Annotated in this window: 14 protein-coding genes and 1 tRNA gene; 7 read left to right on the top strand and 8 right to left on the bottom strand. The window is 46.2% G+C overall.

Annotated elements, in window-relative coordinates; genetic code table 11:
* Nucleotides 1–143 precede the first annotated feature (143 nt).
* Nucleotides 144–230, bottom strand: a tRNA-Leu gene (locus tag KTG12_RS02025).
* Nucleotides 231–410: 180 nt separating this feature from the next.
* Here KTG12_RS02025 and KTG12_RS02030 point away from each other — a divergent pair.
* The 6 genes from KTG12_RS02030 (at nucleotide 411) to dgt (ending at nucleotide 8,276) form a co-directional block, all read left to right on the top strand.
* Nucleotides 411–1,490, top strand: a complete 1,080-nt coding sequence (locus KTG12_RS02030) for a mannose-1-phosphate guanylyltransferase (protein WP_008146278.1) — start codon at nucleotides 411–413, stop codon at nucleotides 1,488–1,490.
* A 300-nt stretch (nucleotides 1,491–1,790) separates the two neighbouring features.
* Nucleotides 1,791–2,774, top strand: a complete 984-nt coding sequence (locus KTG12_RS02035) for a GSCFA domain-containing protein (protein WP_036658198.1) — start codon at nucleotides 1,791–1,793, stop codon at nucleotides 2,772–2,774.
* A 20-nt stretch (nucleotides 2,775–2,794) separates the two neighbouring features.
* Nucleotides 2,795–5,260 carry a bifunctional UDP-N-acetylmuramoyl-tripeptide:D-alanyl-D-alanine ligase/alanine racemase gene (locus KTG12_RS02040; RefSeq protein WP_122115629.1) on the top strand — a complete coding sequence of 822 codons (2,466 nt, stop codon included), beginning with the start codon at nucleotides 2,795–2,797 and terminating at the stop codon, nucleotides 5,258–5,260.
* Between the two features lie 109 nt (nucleotides 5,261–5,369).
* Nucleotides 5,370–6,227 (top strand): enoyl-ACP reductase, encoded by an 858-nt coding sequence (locus KTG12_RS02045; RefSeq protein WP_005633196.1) that lies wholly within the window; start codon nucleotides 5,370–5,372, stop codon nucleotides 6,225–6,227.
* 100 nt (nucleotides 6,228–6,327) lie between these two features.
* Nucleotides 6,328–6,936: an L-threonylcarbamoyladenylate synthase gene (locus tag KTG12_RS02050; protein WP_005633198.1), complete on the top strand. Its 609-nt coding sequence runs from the start codon at nucleotides 6,328–6,330 to the stop codon at nucleotides 6,934–6,936.
* A gap of 14 nt (nucleotides 6,937–6,950) precedes the next feature.
* Complete coding sequence (gene dgt, locus KTG12_RS02055; RefSeq protein ID WP_005633199.1) at nucleotides 6,951–8,276, top strand: dGTP triphosphohydrolase; 1,326 nt, start codon at nucleotides 6,951–6,953, stop codon at nucleotides 8,274–8,276.
* On the opposite strand, the gene rsgA is transcribed toward dgt, so the two are convergent.
* From rsgA to pyrH, 6 genes are all read right to left on the bottom strand, one after another.
* A complete protein-coding gene (gene rsgA / locus KTG12_RS02060; RefSeq protein ID WP_005633200.1) occupies nucleotides 8,273–9,205 on the bottom strand; it encodes a ribosome small subunit-dependent GTPase A in 933 nt (310 codons plus the stop codon). The two genes, dgt and rsgA, sit on opposite strands and share 4 nt — an antisense overlap.
* Nucleotides 9,206–9,287: 82 nt before the next feature.
* A complete protein-coding gene (gene frr, locus KTG12_RS02065; RefSeq protein ID WP_005633201.1) occupies nucleotides 9,288–9,851 on the bottom strand; it encodes a ribosome recycling factor in 564 nt (187 codons plus the stop codon).
* Nucleotides 9,852–9,960: 109 nt separating this feature from the next.
* Nucleotides 9,961–11,121 carry an MFS transporter gene (locus KTG12_RS02070; protein ID WP_022321894.1) on the bottom strand — a complete coding sequence of 387 codons (1,161 nt, stop codon included), beginning with the start codon at nucleotides 11,119–11,121 and terminating at the stop codon, nucleotides 9,961–9,963.
* A 9-nt stretch (nucleotides 11,122–11,130) separates the two neighbouring features.
* Nucleotides 11,131–11,994, bottom strand: coding sequence for a carbohydrate kinase (locus tag KTG12_RS02075; protein ID WP_005633203.1), 864 nt, complete (start codon nucleotides 11,992–11,994; stop codon nucleotides 11,131–11,133).
* A gap of 27 nt (nucleotides 11,995–12,021) precedes the next feature.
* Nucleotides 12,022–13,668 (bottom strand): DUF4980 domain-containing protein, encoded by a 1,647-nt coding sequence (locus KTG12_RS02080; RefSeq protein WP_155143425.1) that lies wholly within the window; start codon nucleotides 13,666–13,668, stop codon nucleotides 12,022–12,024.
* A gap of 7 nt (nucleotides 13,669–13,675) precedes the next feature.
* Complete coding sequence (pyrH, locus tag KTG12_RS02085; RefSeq protein WP_008146293.1) at nucleotides 13,676–14,386, bottom strand: UMP kinase; 711 nt, start codon at nucleotides 14,384–14,386, stop codon at nucleotides 13,676–13,678.
* Nucleotides 14,387–14,762: 376 nt separating this feature from the next.
* On the opposite strand from pyrH, the gene KTG12_RS02090 reads away from it, so the two are divergent.
* Nucleotides 14,763–14,987, top strand: a complete 225-nt coding sequence (locus KTG12_RS02090; RefSeq protein WP_155143423.1) for a hypothetical protein — start codon at nucleotides 14,763–14,765, stop codon at nucleotides 14,985–14,987.
* A gap of 248 nt (nucleotides 14,988–15,235) precedes the next feature.
* On the opposite strand, the gene uvrA is transcribed toward KTG12_RS02090, so the two are convergent.
* Entirely contained in the window at nucleotides 15,236–18,022 is a 2,787-nt protein-coding gene (uvrA, locus tag KTG12_RS02095; protein ID WP_022321890.1) for an excinuclease ABC subunit UvrA, read from the bottom strand.
* Nucleotides 18,023–18,048: the final 26 nt, after the last annotated feature.

The raw sequence follows: 18,048 nt of genomic DNA on the forward strand, positions 1-18,048 counted from the left end.
TGCATAAGAGTTAAGAAATCATAAAGATGAAAGGATGAAAACCACAAAAGTACACTCTATTCTTGTTTTTGTCGCTCAGTACACATTTAGTACGCCTTACAGAAAGGAAAAACCCTGATAATCAGTCGATTATCAGGGTTTATTGGTACCCAGACCCGGGATCGAACCGGGATGGAAGTGAATCCATTGGTGTTTGAGACCAACGCGTCTACCAATTCCGCCATCTGGGCATTTGCTTTGAGTAAGTTTGTTTCTCATTTGCGTTGCAAAGGTAGACATTATTTTTAAACCTGCAAACATTTTCCTCTTTTTTTTCATTTTATATCTTCTTAGGATTTATGGATAAACGAAATCCCGGAATATTTCGTTAACTTTGTAAGAGTATAACTAAAAAAACAACCTGGATCATCATGAAAGATAATTATTGCGTTATCATGGGCGGTGGGATCGGAAGCCGTTTCTGGCCTTTCAGCAGAGAAAGTTACCCTAAACAGTTTCTTGACTTTTTCGGTACAGGCCGGTCGCTACTACAGATGACATTCGATCGTTTCTCCAAGATTATTCCGATCGAAAATATCTATATTGTAACAAATGAGCAATACGCTTCACTTGTAAAAGAGCAACTGCCAGAGTTGGGAAAATCGCAGATATTATTGGAACCGGCACGTCGTAATACAGCTCCTTGCATCGCTTATGCGGCATATCATATCAAAGCTTGCAACCCGAATGCAAATATTGTTGTCGCACCTTCCGATCATCTGATTCTGAAAGAGGACATTTTCCTGAAAGATGTGCAGAAAAGCCTCGACTTCGTAAAAGACAACAATGCACTAGTTACGTTAGGCATTAAACCGAGCCGTCCTGAAACAGGCTACGGATATATCCAAAGCAGCGATATCATGCTGGGCGAATTCACGAAAGTGAAGACTTTTACTGAAAAGCCGGATTTGGAACTGGCAAAAGTATTCATGGAGAGCGGCGAGTTTTTCTGGAATTCCGGTCTTTTCGTCTGGAACGTCAACACCATTTTAGAAGCATTCTCCAAATTTCTCCCCGATATCTCCCTCCGTTTCGATTTGGGCAAAGAAAAGTTCAACACAGCGGAAGAACGAGATTTCATCGCCGAGAACTTCCCTTACTGCCTGAATATCTCCATCGACTACGGGATCATGGAAAAAGCGGACAACGTATATATGCTTTGTGTTGACTTCGGCTGGGCCGACCTCGGGACATGGGGATCGCTGTTTGACCTGGCGAAGAAAGACGAACAAAACAATGCGCTCCTAAAAAGTGAAGCGATAATGTACGAAAGCAACGGCAATATCGTTGCCCTCGACAATCCGAAACGCCTCACCGTCATACAGGGCATCAATGATTGCATCGTGGCCGAATCCGGCAATGTTCTCCTGATCTGCAAGAAAGAGGACGAACAACGCATCAAACAATTCGTTGCCGATGCACAGATGAAATATGGGAAAGAGTTTAATTAACTGATAATCGCCAATTAATCAGGCATCTCATAATGATCAAAAAAATGACAATTGACAATCAAAGGCCTGCCTTTTAGTTGTCAATTGTCATTTTTTATTTCTTTCCACCTGTAAAAAGCCAAATTTGCGATTATATGTGTTTAAACCAAAAGTGTCGAAGTCCGAAACAATGACAGCTTATGCTCACAGATAAATATCCAATTCGAAAAGGAGATAAAATTTACCTATTTGAAAAAAGTTGCATAAACTTGTAAAGGAAGTGATTGAAAAACGAATAAATATATGGCAATTAAATACAATATGGAATTTTACACCCACATCACAATCCCCAAAACCCCATTTACATTTTCCTATACGGTGCAAACGGTTCTGCTTGGTTCCTGCTTTGCCGAGAACATAGGAAAAAAATTGGAGGGAAACAAGTTCAAGACCGATTTGAACCCATTCGGTACGCTTTATAATCCTTCGTCCATAGCCGAAGCGATTCGCATGTTACTTCAGCCGGAACAGTTCACAGGAGATGATCTTTTTCAGCATGAAGGGATTTATCATAGCTTCAGCCATCACAGCCGTTTTTCCTCACCTTCGGAAACGGAATGCTTAGCCAACATCAATAGGCGACTGTTCAGTTCCGCTGACACGATACTGAAAGCCCAACGGATGATCCTTACTTTCGGCACGGCATGGGTCTACAAGCTGAAAAGTTCGGGAAAGGTCGTATCCAATTGCCATAGGCTGCCAGAAAAGATGTTCGACCGACAGTTACTTACCGTAGGAGAAATCGTAGCGGAATGGAAAAGTCTGCTTCTATCGCTTTGGAAACAGAATCCAGAGCTGAAGATACTTTTCACCGTCAGTCCGATCCGCCATTGGAAAGACGGAGCACACGGTAACCAGCTCAGCAAAGCTACCCTCCTGCTTGCCATCGACGCTCTGCAAAAGGAATTCCCGGAACACACCGCCTATTTCCCAGCTTACGAAATCATGATGGACGAATTGAGGGAGTACCGTTTCTATGCCGACGATATGCTGCATCCATCCACCACGGCGATCGAATATATCTGGGAACGGTTCACAGGCAGCATGCTTTCACCTGATTCGCTGTCAATTCTTAAAGAATGGAAGGATATCCAAAAGGCCATTAACCACAAGCCGTTTCAACCGGAAAGCGAAGCCTATAAACGATTCATCTCGCAAACTTTGTTAAAGATGGAACGACTTAACGAGAAATTCCCTTACTTTGATATGACAAATGAAGTCGAAATGATTAAAAAGAAGTTCTAAACTTAATTATAGAGAAAAGAATGGAATATTCAATTAAAGAAATCGCCGGGATAATTGGAGCTGACGCCCCAAAATTATATGACGCTCCTGTCAGTATATTGCTTACCGACAGCCGCCGTCTTTCATTCCCCGAGCAAAGTCTATTCTTTGCCCTCCAGACAAAGACCAACGACGGACATAATTATATACAAGGATTATATAAATTACGTGTACGCAACTTCGTAGTCAGCACTTTTTTACCGGAGTTCGAATCGATGCCTGAAGCAAACTTCCTTGTCGTCAAGGATACACTGAAAGCACTCCAGAAGTTAGCGGCCCATCACCGGAAACGTTTCAATATTCCGGTAATCGGCATTACGGGAAGCAACGGGAAAACGATTGTAAAAGAGTTTCTTTATCAATTATTGCACAACGAGTTCAACATCGTCCGCTCCCCCCGGAGCTACAACTCGCAATTGGGGGTTCCGCTGTCGGTATGGCAGATGAGCGACAAAAATACATTAGGCATCTTCGAAGCAGGCATTTCCCAGCCGGACGAAATGGAACGCCTTCAACCGATCATCGCACCAACCATCGGCGTAATCACAAACATAGGGGAAGCGCATCAGGAGAACTTTATCTCTTCCACGCAGAAATGTCTAGAAAAGCTGACGTTGTTCAACGACTGCGAAGCAATCATCTATGATGGCGACGATGCTTTTATCGCCAACTGCATCGAGTCGGCCTGCCTGTCCCACAAAGCAATCACTTGGAGTCGGACAGACTCGGAAGCCCCTTTGTATATCGAATCGATCAAGAAACTGGATTCCGAAACCATTATCCGCTGCACGCTTTTAGGTTTCGACCGGACATACACGATTCCTTTTACGGACGACGCTTCTATCGAAAACGCCATCCACTGTATGGCCGTGATGTTGTATCTGAAACCGACAAGCGTAAACGATATCGAAAAATTCAAGCGCCTCGAACCGGTTGCCATGCGCTTGGACGTAAAGCAGGGTATCAACAACTGCCTATTGATAAACGACACCTATAATTCGGATATCAATTCTTTGGATATCGCCCTCGACTTCCAACAGAGCCGCCGCGTAGAGAAGAATTTAAAATGCACACTAATCCTTTCAGACATCCTGCAATCGGGAACGTTGCCGAAGTCTCTTTATAAGAAAGTTGCGGACTTGGTGCGCAGAAAGAAGATCGATCGCATTATCGGTATCGGCCGTGACTTGAAAGAGTACGGAGGTGCTTTCGATATCGAAAAAGAATTTTACCTGACAACGGATGAATTCATCAAGTCTCCGTCTTTCAAAAAGTTCAAAGACGAATTGATCCTGATAAAAGGCTCCCGCCAATTTCATTTCGAACGTATATCCGAGCTGCTGGAAAAGAAAGTGCATGAGACGATCTTGGAAGTGAACCTGGATGCCGTTGTCCATAACTTCAACTATTACCGCTCAAAGCTGAAGCCAGAAACTAAAATGGTCTGCATGGTCAAGGCTTTCGGATACGGAGCCGGTTCCTATGAACTGGCAAAGACACTGCAAGAACATCGTTGCGACTACCTGGCTGTTGCCGTTGCCGACGAAGGAGAAGAACTGCGCAAGGAGGGCATCTCGATCCCGCTTATCGTCATGAATCCGGAATTCAGCAGCTTCAATGTCTTGTTTGAAAACCAGCTGGAGCCGGAAGTGTACAGTTTCCGTCTGCTCGACGCAATGATAAAAGAGACGGAACGCAGGGGCATCACCTCTTATCCGATCCATATCAAGATCGACACGGGAATGCACCGTTTAGGCTTCCAGCCGGAAGATGTACCGGAGGTTTGCCGTCGCCTGAAAGAACAGAGCGGCGTAGTAGCTCGCTCCGTATTCTCACATCTCGTAGGCAGCGACTCCTATATCTTCGACGATTTCACAAAAAAGCAACTGGATACGTTCACCCGCGTGGCAGCAGAACTGGAAGCCGGGTTGGAATACAAGGTGATCAAGCATATCCTGAACTCGGCCGGAATAGAACGGTTCACCGATTATCAGATGGATATGGTACGTCTCGGCATCGGCCTGTATGGAGTCAGTGCCTCCGGTCAGAAAGGGTTGCGTAACATCAGCACGCTGAAGACGACTATCTTGCAGATACAAAACGTTCCGGCAGGCGATTCCATCGGCTACAGCCGGATGAGCTATGTAAAGCGCGATTCCCGCATCGCGATTATCCCGATCGGTTATGCCGACGGCTTGGACCGTCATTTCAGCAATGGTGGTGGCGAGGTCGTGATTAATGGCCACCGTTGCCCGATCATTGGCAATATCTGTATGGATGCCTGCATGATCGATGTCACCGATACCGACGCACACGAAGGAGACTCCGTCATCATTTTCGGCGAAGAACTCCCTGTCAGCGAACTTTCGGACAAACTAAAGACCATCCCATACGAGATACTTACCTCTATCTCGCCGAGGGTAAAAAGAGTGTACTACAGGGAATAAATATCCGGGGGCCCTATCCTGTCCCAGACTTGAAGGGGTTTCATGTAAGCGATTGCGTATCTTGCACATTTTTACTATCTTTGTGCCGTAACATATTAAAATAAAAGGTATGAGTCATAATTTATTGAAAGGCAAGCGAGGCATCATATTCGGTGCGCTGAATGACATGTCCATCGCCTGGAAGGTGGCTGAAAAAGCCGTAGAAGAAGGAGCAACGATCACACTGAGCAATACACCGATCGCCGTTCGTATGGGACAGGTGGATGCTCTGGCTGAGAAGTTGCACGCCGAAGTTATTCCGGCGGATGCTACGAGCGTGGAAGATTTGGAAACGGTTTTCTCTAAATCAGTAGAAATATTAGGAGGTAAGATAGATTTCGTTTTACATTCCATCGGCATGAGCCCGAACGTGCGCAAGAAGCGTACTTACGATGATTTGGACTACAGCATGTTGGAAAAGACACTGGATATCTCCGCAATCTCTTTTCACAAGATGTTGCAGGTTGCCAAAAAGCAGGATGCCATTGCCGAATACGGTTCAGTGATCGCCCTCTCATATGTGGCAGCACAACGTACATTCTTCGGATATAACGACATGGCAGATGCCAAGAGCCTACTGGAATCCATTGCCCGCAGTTTCGGCTACATCTATGGCCGTGAAAAGAACGTGCGTATCAATACCATTTCCCAGTCACCGACATTGACTACAGCCGGTAGTGGCGTGAAAGGCATGGATCATTTGATGGATTTCGCCGAAAAGATGAGCCCGCTGGGCAATGCCACAGCCGACGAATGTGCAGACTATTGCGTTATGATGTTCTCCGACCTCACCCGCAAAGTCACAATGCAGAACCTCTACCACGACGGTGGCTTCTCAAGCATGGGTATGAGCCTTCGTGCCATGAACCAGTACAGCAAAGGTCTGGAAGAATATACCGACGAAAACGGACACATCATTTACGGTTAAGCCGTAAATCAGGTGAAAGCGGAAAGGTGAAAGTGGAAAGTTTACTTCGTGTTTTCTCAAACTTTCAGCTTTCAACTTTCAATTTTCAACTCATAACGCTATGCTCGTAAAAATATACCCCGAAAACCCCAATCTCAGGGAGATAGACAAGGTGGTCAATATCATGCGCGACGGTGGCCTCGTGATTTACCCGACCGACACCGTTTATGCCATCGGTTGTGACGCGTTGAATGTGCGTGCAGTCGAAAAGATCTGCCAGCTGAAAGGCGTCAACCCGCAGAAAAGTAACCTGTCCATTATCTGTTATGATCTTTCCAATCTGAGCGAATACGCCAAAGTGAGCAACGCTGCTTTCAAGTTGATGAAGAAAAACCTACCGGGCGCCTTTACCTTCATCTTGCCGACCAGCAGTGAGCTACCAAAAATCTACAAGAACAGAAAAGAGGTAGGGATCCGCGTGCCGGACAATAATATCATCCGTACACTTGTACGGGAACTCGGAAATCCGATTTTGACCATGTCTTTGCATGACAAAGACGAGATCATCGAATACAGTACCGACCCCGAACTGATCGAGGAGAAGTATGAAAACCTAGTGGACATCGTCATCGACGGCGGTTACGGAGGTACGGAAGCCTCGACCGTCATCAACTGCACAACAGACGACTTTGAAATCATCCGCCAAGGAAAAGGAGAATTAATCTATTAAGCAAACAAGACAAGATGAACTGGAATCAATTACTCTCCGGCAAACGTTTCGGAATGGAAGAATATCACGAACGCAAACATGAACGCACCGATTTTCAGCGAGACTACGACCGCCTGATCTTTTCCTCCCCTTTCCGCCGTTTACAGAACAAGACTCAGGTATTCCCCCTACCGGGCAGTATATTCGTGCACAACCGTTTGACACATAGCTTAGAGGTCTCCTGTGTAGGACGCTCATTAGGCAACAATGTCGCCAAAGGCCTGATGCTGAAATATCCCGACGGAAGCGTCAATTTCCCGGAAATAGGTTCCATCGTCTCAGCCGCCTGTCTTGCCCACGACATGGGCAACCCGCCATTCGGACATTCAGGAGAACGGGCGATCTCCGCTTACTTTGCTGAAGGTAACGGAAAAAAGTTACAGGAAAAGATTCTCAACGAAGGAGGGCGCTATGAAGACTTTCTTCATTTCGAAGGGAATGCGAACGCCATGCGTCTGCTCACCCACCAGTTCATCGGGCGCCGCAAAGGGGGCTTTGCCCTGACATACAGCACGCTTGCCTCCATCATCAAATATCCGTATTCTTCCGTTTACGCAGGGAAGAAAGGAAAATTCGGTTTCTTCCAGTCGGAAGAGGAGGCTTACCTGCGCATTGCCAACGAATTAGGCATTAGCCGGAACCCGGAAGACGCAAATAGGTTCGTCCGCTATCCGCTTGTTTATTTGGTGGAAGCAGCTGACGATATCTGCTACCAGATCATGGATATCGAGGATGCCTACAAACTGCATATCCTAACAACGGAAGAAGCCATCCGGTTGCTCCTCAATTTTTTCGAAGGAGAACGCCTCGACCATATTGTCCGTGTCATGAAGATGGTAGACGATACCAACGAACAGATCGCCTACTTACGTTCCTGTATCATCGGCCTCTTGGTTGACGAATGTTCCCGCATCTTCCTCGAAAACGAAGAGGATATCCTCAGCGGAACATACAACACTCCGCTTATCGATAACATTTGCGATCAGGCAAAAGCCGCATACGACACCTGCTCAAAAACCGCTTACAAAAAGATATACCGCGCCAAAGAAGTTTTAGACATTGAACTAGCAGGTTACCATATCTTCAGTCATTTGATCGACACGCTGACAGAAGCTGTCATGAACCAGGATCATGCCTACAGTAAGCTCCTGTTGCAACGCATCCCGGAACAGTACGACACAAACGCACCGACCGTCTACGGCAAAGTACAGTGCGTCCTCGATTATATCTCCGGCATGACAGATGTATATGCATTGGATTTATACCGCAAGATCACAGGGATGAGCTTGCCGGCAGTCTAATATTCTTCCCTATACTTGCTCTCCTGTTTATCATCAAGAATACTCAGGTAGCTTTTATATCGCGATTCGCTGATATAATGTTCTTCTACGGCACGCAAGACGGCACAGCCCGGCTCATGGCGGTGAGAGCAGTTATTGAATTTGCAATCAGCGGAGAATTTGAATATTTCAGGGAAGTAATGAGCGATTTCCGCACCTTCCATTTCGATCGTGCCAAAACCTTTGATACCTGGAGTGTCAATCAGGTAACCGCCATCCGACAAAGGAATCATCTCAGAGAAGGTGGTAGTATGCATTCCCTTGTTATGGTATTCGGAGATATCGCCGGTACGGAGATTGACACCTGGGATCAGTTTATTGATAATAGTTGATTTCCCCACACCTGAATGACCCGACAATAAAGTGATTCTCCCTTTAAGGTCTTCTCTCAACACATCCAAGCCCTCTTCGGTACGGGCACAAAGCATAGAGCAAGGATAGCCGATCGTCGTATACAGAGTGACCAAATCGTCCAATAATTCCCGGTCACCGCCATGATAGCGATCTATTTTGTTGAAGACCAACTTCACCGGCACACGATAAGCCTCGGCTGTAGCAAGAAAACGGTCGATAAAAACGGTAGTGGTAATCGGATAGTTGACTGTCACGATCAGCATCGCCTGGTCTACGTTCGCGGCGATAATATGCGACTGCTTGGAAAGATTGGAAGCGCGGCGGATGATGTAATTCTTCCGGTCTTCGATCTTGGTGATAAAGGCGGTCCCTTCGGTATTGATATCAATATCGACCCGGTCTCCGACCGCAACAGGATTGGTGGTACGGATATCTTTCAGGCGGAAATTTCCTTTGATCTTACTTTCTATATCGCGACCATCATCGGTGCGTACGGTATACCAGCTACCCGTATTCTTAATAACCAATCCCCTCATGTTAATTGAAAGTTGAAAATTGAAAGTTGAAAGATAAGGAGGAAAGGAAGGATCTATTCCGCCACTTTCAACTCTCAACTCGTTATACCGTCATTATTTCTTTTTCTTTTGCAGCGTAGAGTTCATCTACTTTCTTGATATACTTGTCATGAACCTTCTGAACTTCTGCTTCTGCATCTTTCTCGACATCCTCAGGAGTTCCGTCAGTCTTAATGCTCTTCTTCAATTGCTCAATTGCATCACGGCGAGCGTTACGAATACTGATTTTAGCAGTTTCCGCTTCCTGCTTAGATTGTTTAGCCAACAGACGACGACGTTCTTCCGTCAGAGGAGGAATACCCAAACGAATCACTTCACCATTGTTTTCAGGAGTGATACCGACTTCGGAATCCATGATCCCTTTTTCAATATCCTTGATAATCTTCTTCTCCCAAGGAGTAATCATGATCGTTCTCGCATCCGGAACAGTTACGGTAGCCACATTTGTCAAAGGAACAGGAGCACCGTAATACATTACTCTCACGCAATCCAAGATTTTCGGATTCGCCTTACCGGCACGAATATGAGACAACTGTTCATCCAAATATTCGATCGCAAAGGTCATCTTCTCTTCTGCCGCCTTTACATACTGTTTTATATCTGCCATAAGTGATTGTATATTTTTGTTTTCTTTGTTTGTTAGGCAAACAAAAATAGTAAAGTTTTTCTTTTTGGCAAACTGTTTATGGAAATATGTTATTCCCGAACCGCTGGGACTACTTCAGCTTTGTAAAAAGGAAAAGCAGGTAAAACACTCCGACTGCCAAAACCAGCAAGGCGCCTGTCTGCGAATGAAGAGCATCAGAAGCAAAGCCCATCAAGAGCGGAAAAACCGTTCCACCGAAAAGTCCCATAATCATCAAGCCGGATACTTCGTTCTGCCGTTGGGGCATCGACAATAAAGCCTGAGAGAAAAGGATGGAGAAGACGTTCGAATTGCCATATCCGACCAAAGCGATGCTGACATATAGCAGAGCCTTGCTGTCGAACAAAAGGAAACCCGCCATCGAAGCTACCATCAACACGACACTGACAACAAAAAATTTCTTCGGTGTCCAATGGGCCAGGATCAACGAACCAGTCAGGCAACCGACCGTACGGAAGATAAAATAGAGGCTCGTTGCAAACGCTGCCGCATGTATGTCCATCCCCAACCGTTCCATTAGGATCTTCGGGGCGGTAGTATTCGTGCCGACATCTATGCCGACATGACACATGATACCGACAAACATCAACAGGATAAACGGGTTACCCAATAAGGCAATGCATTCGGCAAATGTGGAAGGTTTGCCTTCAGGTGCCTCTTCCTTGATAGAAGTCGCCCCCAACAGTAAAATCGCCACAATTGCTATCACCATATAGATCGGAAACAGTACACGCCAGCCCAATCCCAGCGAAGGGATCGCCGCAGTCGCTCCCCACATGGCGATATAGGGCGCCAGAAAAGAAGCGATCGCCTTGACAAACTGCCCGAAAGTCAAACTACTCGCCAACTTATCTTCAGTAATAATATTAGAGAGAAGCGGGTTCAGAGAGGTCTGCATCAAAGCATTCCCAATCCCTAATAAAGAAAAAGAGACCAACATCACCATATAGCCATCGCCGAAACATGGGATCAGCAACGACACGAAGGTAACAACCAGGCTCAGCATGACCGTCTTTTTCCGTCCGATCTTATTCATCAACATTCCCGTCGGGACGGAAAAGATCAGAAACCAGAAGAACACTAAAGAAGGAAAGATATTCGCTTCGGAATCCGTCAATCCTAAATCCAACTTCACATAGTTGGAGGCAATTCCTACCAAATCCACAAATCCCATCGTGAAGAAAACTAACATCACTGGGATCAGCCTTATATACAAGCTTTTCTCTTTCATAATCAGTCTTTATATAGGATAAGCAGGCCATGCACCCTCTTTCGTACAAACAAAAGCTGCTGTCCCGACAGCTGTTTGATGGGCTTCGCGCAAGGATTTACCGGCTAATATAGAATAAACGAATGCTCCAGAGAAAGAATCTCCCGCCCCGACCGTATCAGCCACCTCGACTTTGGGAGTAAGAATCGTCGACTTGTCGGCAACCGTATAGACAGAACTGTAGCGACTGCCGGCAGTCAAAATCATATAGCGCAGGCTGTAACGCTCAACCAATTGGCGGCAAGCTGTATCTTCATCCTCCGAAAGGGAGAACATTTCACGTATCAGGTCGAGTTCCTCGTCATTGATCTTAAATACATTCGCCTCTTCCAGCAGACTGGCGATCAACTCCTTCGAGTAGTAAGACTGGCGGATATTGACATCGAAAAACCGAAGCGCCTCTTTACGGGCATAGGAAAGTAACGCATGAATCGTCGCACGCGATTCGGGCGAACGCTGCGCCAACGTACCGAAGCAGATGGCATCCGCTTCTTTCACCAGATCGACGGCTTCCTGAGTCAAAGGTATATGATCCCAGGCAACACCTTCTATAATCGTATAGGTCGGGATACCGTCTTTCAACTCCACCATCACGCTTCCGGTAGGATATTCGACTGTCCCCAGCAAATGGCAGATACCGTTCTTATCCAACTCCTGGACGATCTCCGTCCCAAACACGTCATTCCCGACCGCGCTGACCGCATATCCTTCGGCCCCCAATTGGGTAGCATGGTATACAAAATTGATCGGAGCGCCTCCGGCACGCTTCCCCGTTGGCAACACATCCCAAAGGAGTTCGCCTATACCGACAACAACAGGTTTACTATCTTTCATTAATTTACTTATTTTATATTTTCTAAATTACTCCCAGATGGATCGGAACGTGTATACTTCCATTTCTTTTACTTCGATATTATTTCCAAAAAAATGGAATCCTTCCCTGTTTTTCAAGTCCGGCCGACGCTCCATCGAATAAGAATAAGCCCCATCATCAATATAAACTTCAATAGAAGTTTTATCCAAGATAATATCGGCCGCGATTTCCATGCTTGTCATGTCCTCGGGCGAATAAAACACACCATTGATCCGATTGTAATTCATATCGTAATCCAGTAATGACTGCCCGAACAGGTTCAGGCCGGCATTCGTGGCATGAGACAATTTGAGGATTGTACGGATACGCAATGTACTTGCATCCTTATACTGCCGAAGCAGTTCATCAGCTTTATCTGCCGTCAGCGCTCTCCACTTTCCGACTGAGGTCTGCAAGCGGTCAAGTTCGTCGATCGGTTTACTAAACAGGCGAATGCCGTCTTTCGTCGTTCTCAAAGACAACTCCGTCGGGAATAACATCATCCCGTTAAAAGGCATTCCCGGATGAGAGATACGCCCCCAACCGATCTGAATACGACGGCCATCCGACTCAGGTATATTCGTAAACGTCTGGGCAGCATAGATAGAACCGGTCGAATAGTAATATTTGCCGGATTCAGGTGTAAATTTCTTTCCGTCAAACACACCCAACATATAAGTCCCGGAAGCACCATACATCACCCATTTAGTATTGTCCTTATTCCCATCGACAGGGAGTTCGAACAATTCAGGGCACTCCCAAAAACCGGTAATATGGCTTTCAAACGTCCAGTCTTTCAAGCTGTCAGAGTTGTATATGGAATGTCCATCGCGCTCATTCAGCACCATGACCCATTTACCTGATGGTTTATGCCAAAAGACTTTCGGATCGCGAGTATCCTTACTGTTCCATTTGGCCTTAGAATCGATCACCGGATTGCCCTTATATTTTGTCCAAGTGCGTCCTTTATCCAGGCTATAGGCTATACATTGCACCTGCTTTTCCGGGTTGTCAGCTGTATAAATAGCCACCATCGCCGGAATACCATTCTTTCCGAAGCCGGAAGTATTGTCATAGTCGATCACTGCCGAACCGGAAAACACCGTACCGTGTTCGTCGGGATACAGGGCGATCGGTAGCTCTTCCCAATGTATCAAATCATTGCTTACTGCATGCCCCCAATGCATATTCCCCCAGCCGCGTTCATACGGATTATGTTGGTAGAACAAGTGATATTCACCGTCATAATACAGCAATCCATTAGGATCGTTGTTCCATCCTCTACGTTGAGTATAGTGGATTTGCGGACGGTTGGTTTCTTTATACAAGCTATCTTGCCCGGTTATTTCATCTGCTTGATAAATCTTGTTTATACCTGTTTTATTCCCAGTATAAGATATTTTTATCTCTTTGTTCTTCAAGGCAGACATATCGCAAAACACCCAATAGTCCGGTTTTCCCGAGGCCAAACGAATCTCAAACACCCGCTCTTGCCGCCCTCCCACATCAAATGTCATCAGAGCCCGGTCTACCTGATGCGAAACCGGCAGATTGAGGTATCTCTTCGTTATTTTCATTGTCAGGTCTTGCGCACTCAAGGTGAAGATACAACCCACCAGGGCACTCGCAAGCACCCCTATACGTTTGTTATTCATTTCAGCATTAATTATGCACCAGCGTTCCGATGTTTTCACCGCTCATCACCTTTTTCAGATTACCGTTGGTGTCCATGTCGAAGACGATGATCGGAAGATTGTTTTCCTTACACATCGTGGTGGCTGTCAGGTCCATCACCTTGAGGCCGCGCGTATAGATTTCGTCGTAGGTGATGTCCGAGAACTTGGTAGCAGTCGGATCCTTTTCCGGATCGGCAGTATAGATACCATCTACACGGGTTCCTTTCAGCATCACATCCGCTTCGATCTCGATACCACGCAGGGAAGAACCTGTGTCAGTCGTAAAAAACGGATTGCCAGTACCGCCCGACATAATCACAACATGGCCCTGTTCAAGCAATTCGATCGCACGCCATTTGTTATAAAACTCGCCGATCGGTTCCATACGGATAGCAGTCAGCACTTTGGCTTTCACGCCCTGAGCGACGAGGGCAGAACTCAAGGCCAGACTGTTGATGACCGTTGCCAGCATCCCCATCTGGTCGCCTTTCACACGGTCGAAGCCTTTGGAAGCCCCGCTCAGGCCGCGAAAGATGTTGCCGCCACCAATCACAATTCCAATCTGGACACCCATTTCGGCAATTTCCTTGATCTGCGTCGCATATTCGTTCAGACGAACTTCGTCTATACCATATTGTTTACCTCCCATAAGCGATTCTCCGCTTAATTTCAACAGGATACGTTTGTACTGAGCCATATTGTCTTGATTTATTTGATTGTTATACCCACAAAAATACAGTATTTCAATGACCCTGCAATAGCAGTCCTTTATTTTAGTAAAACATTTTAACGAGACTGTACACCCACTGTAACAATTTTGTAACATCCCCCTTCTACCTTTGTCTGTAAAAAAGAGAAACACACACTTATATTACTTATTTTGAAGACGTGAAGAAATCACCAAGACCTTATTCCTAACTTTTATACGGCAATCCTCTTTCAGCGGAAAGAAACGGGTTGCCGTATATTTTCCCGCAATACCTATAAATACTTTAAAAACCGAAACAATACGGATTTACCTCTTGTTTTGAATAAACAAAACTAAAGTAGTAATCATTTAAAAACGTAATGGTATGAAAGATTTATTAATCGGTATGGTAGTCGGAGTTGTCACAGGTTATGTACTCCGCAAAATGGAAGATGATGGAAAATTCCGTTGCCTCCACGCAAACCTCCACCACCTCGCTTCAAAGGCAAAAGAAGAAGCGATGAACCTGAAAGACGCAGGCTTGGACAAAGTAGAATATGTTGCCGACCGCGTTCATCAGGTTACAGAGCAGGAAAAGAGCAAAAAATAAAATAGTCGAAACAAAATCCTGCTCACTAATTCAGACATAGTTTGAGAAAGGTGTGTCAAATATCGGTATTCATGGGACACAAACAACGAAGACGAGCGCAGATCAACGCAGATATTATTAATTATCAGCAAAATAAACCTACGTCTATCTGTGTATTCTGCGTCATCTGCGTCCAGTGATATCAAATTGGCACACCTTCCTCGAATTATCGTGACAGACGTGTTTTACTAACGCGCCTCTCCATTTTATCAGAGTTTATCCTTTAAATATTTTCCCGTATAAGATGCCTCGCACATGGCCACCTCCTCCGGCGTTCCGGTGCAAACCAGATTTCCTCCGGCATTCCCACCTTCGGGGCCGAGATCTACCAGATAGTCGGCACATTTGATCACATCCATGTTATGTTCGATAATGACAACCGTATGACCTTTATCGATCAGGGCATTGAAAGCCTTTAGCAACGTCTTGATATCATGGAAATGCAGGCCAGTCGTCGGCTCGTCAAAGACGAAAAGTGTCGGTTCCTGCTTCTCTTGACCCAAATAGTAAGCAAGTTTCACACGCTGATTTTCACCACCGGACAAAGTGGATGAAGTCTGTCCGAGTTTAATATACCCCAACCCAACATCCTGGAGGGGTTTCAACTTTTTGACAATCTTCTTTTCCTGTGATCCCGGATATTGTCCAAAGAACTCAATCGCCTGGTTCACGGTCATTTCCAGCATATCATAGATACTCGCACCGTGATATTCGACATCGAGCACATCCTGTTTGAAGCGCTTGCCGTGGCAGGTTTCGCATTCGAGGGTGATATCGGCCATGAACTGCATCTCGACCGTGATCCTGCCTTCTCCTTTACATTCTTCACATCGCCCGCCTTCCTTATTAAAGGAGAAATAGGCAGCCGAATAGCCCATCTGCTTAGCCAAAGGCTGCTCACCGTAAAGTTTACGGATCTCATCATAGGCCCCGATATAGGTCACCGGGTTGGAACGGGAACTCTTTCCGATGGAGTTCTGGTCGACAAACTCGATACTTTTGATCATGTGCATATCGCCTTCCAAGCCGGAACAGTCAACCATCAAGCGGGCAGCCTCGTCTAAATAATGCTTGACACCTTCGTAGAAAATATCACGCACGAGCGAACTTTTACCCGAACCGCTGACACCTGTTACGACTGTCATCACATTCAAAGGGAACTTCACATCAATCCCTTTCAAATTGTTTTTACGGGCACCTTTCACCTCGATATAATTATTCCAGGGACGACGATAAAGGGGCACTTCTATCTGGTCCTCTCCCGTCAGATACCGGACGGTATAGCTGTTGCTACTGGTTTTCAAATCGTCCACATCACCCTGATAGACCACTTCCCCACCCAGGCGACCGGCCTTCGGACCGATGTCGATAATGTAATCGGCCGCACGGATAATCTCTTCGTCATGCTCCACCACAACAACCGTATTACCTAATGCTTGCAATTGCCGGAGCACCTTGATCAGCAAATCGGTATCACGAGAATGGAGCCCGATACTCGGCTCGTCCAATATATAAAGAGACCCGACCAAGCTACTCCCCAAAGAGGTCGCCAAATTGATACGCTGGCTTTCTCCTCCGGAAAGAGAGGAAGACAGGCGGTCAAGCGTCAGATAACCCAACCCCACATCCAACAGGAATTGCAGGCGGTTAGCGATCTCCGTCAGCAAACGTTTGGCAATGGATGCCTCGTTCTCGTCAAGTTGAAGGTGATCGAAAAAGGCTTTTGCTTCCGTGATCGGAAGGGTAACCAGTTCCGCAATATCCTTTCCCCCTACCTTTACATAAAGGGCTTCGGGACGCAGACGGGACCCTTTGCAAGTCGGGCAAACGGTCTTTCCACGATAACGCGCTAACATCACACGGTACTGTATCTTATACAGGTTCTCTTCCACAAATTTAAAAAAGTCATCGATGCCGTGCAGTCCGCGGGCACCGTGCCAAAGCAAGTCTTTCTCCTTTTGCGTCAGATCGTAATAAGGACGATGGATCGGGAAGTTATATTTCTCGCTCTTCACTATAAACTCTTTCAGCCATTCTCCCATCACATCGCCTTTCCAGCAGACTACCGCTCCCTGGAAAACAGACAAGCTTTTATCCGGCACGACCAGATTTTCATCGATACCGAGCACCTTCCCGAAACCTTCGCAAGTCGGGCAGGCGCCTAACGGGTTATTAAAACTGAACATCATATCGGTCGGTTCCTCGAACACCATACCATCGGCCTCGAATTTCTTGGAATATTCTTTTACAACCGTTCCTTCGGATGTGTAGATACGGATGATACAGGTATCGTGCCCTTCAAAAAATGCCGTTTCGGCAGAATCAGCAAGACGGCTTTTCAATGTCTTGTCATCCGATACGACCAGACGGTCTATCAACAGTTCGATCACCGGGTAGGAAAGCAATGCGTCATCCGCCAATACTTCACCGATACGGTAAACGGTCTCATTGATAGACAAACGGGTGTAACCTTCTTTTTGCAGGATTTCCAATTGTTCCTTGATACTGCGCCCATCCGGCAGGACGACAGGGGCGTATACGGCAAAACGAGTCCCGGCGGGATAACCCAAAACTTCTTTCACGATATCGCTCACCTGATGTTTCTTCACCTCCTTCCCCGACACGGGAGAGATGGTTTTCCCGATACGGGCATACAGGAGCCGAAGGTATTCGTATATCTCCGTAGAGGTTCCCACCGTCGAACGTGGGTTACGGGTGTTCACCTTTTGTTCGATGGCAATGGCAGGGGGAATACCTTTGATATAGTCACATTCCGGCTTGCTCATACGCCCCAAGAACTGACGGGCATAGGCCGAAAGGCTCTCCACATAGCGGCGCTGCCCCTCCGCATACAACGTATCAAATGCCAATGATGATTTTCCACTACCGGAAAGGCCGGTTATAACGACCAGTTTATCTCTGGGGATCTCGACATCGATATTTTTCAGGTTATTGATTCGAGCTCCTTTGATGAATATAGAATTGTTTTCGGACATAATGATGATTTATCAGCCTGACATAT

The sequence above is a fragment of the Parabacteroides sp. MSK.9.14 genome, from assembly GCF_019041495.1.
Taxonomy (GTDB): Bacteria; Bacteroidota; Bacteroidia; order Bacteroidales; family Tannerellaceae; genus Parabacteroides; species Parabacteroides merdae.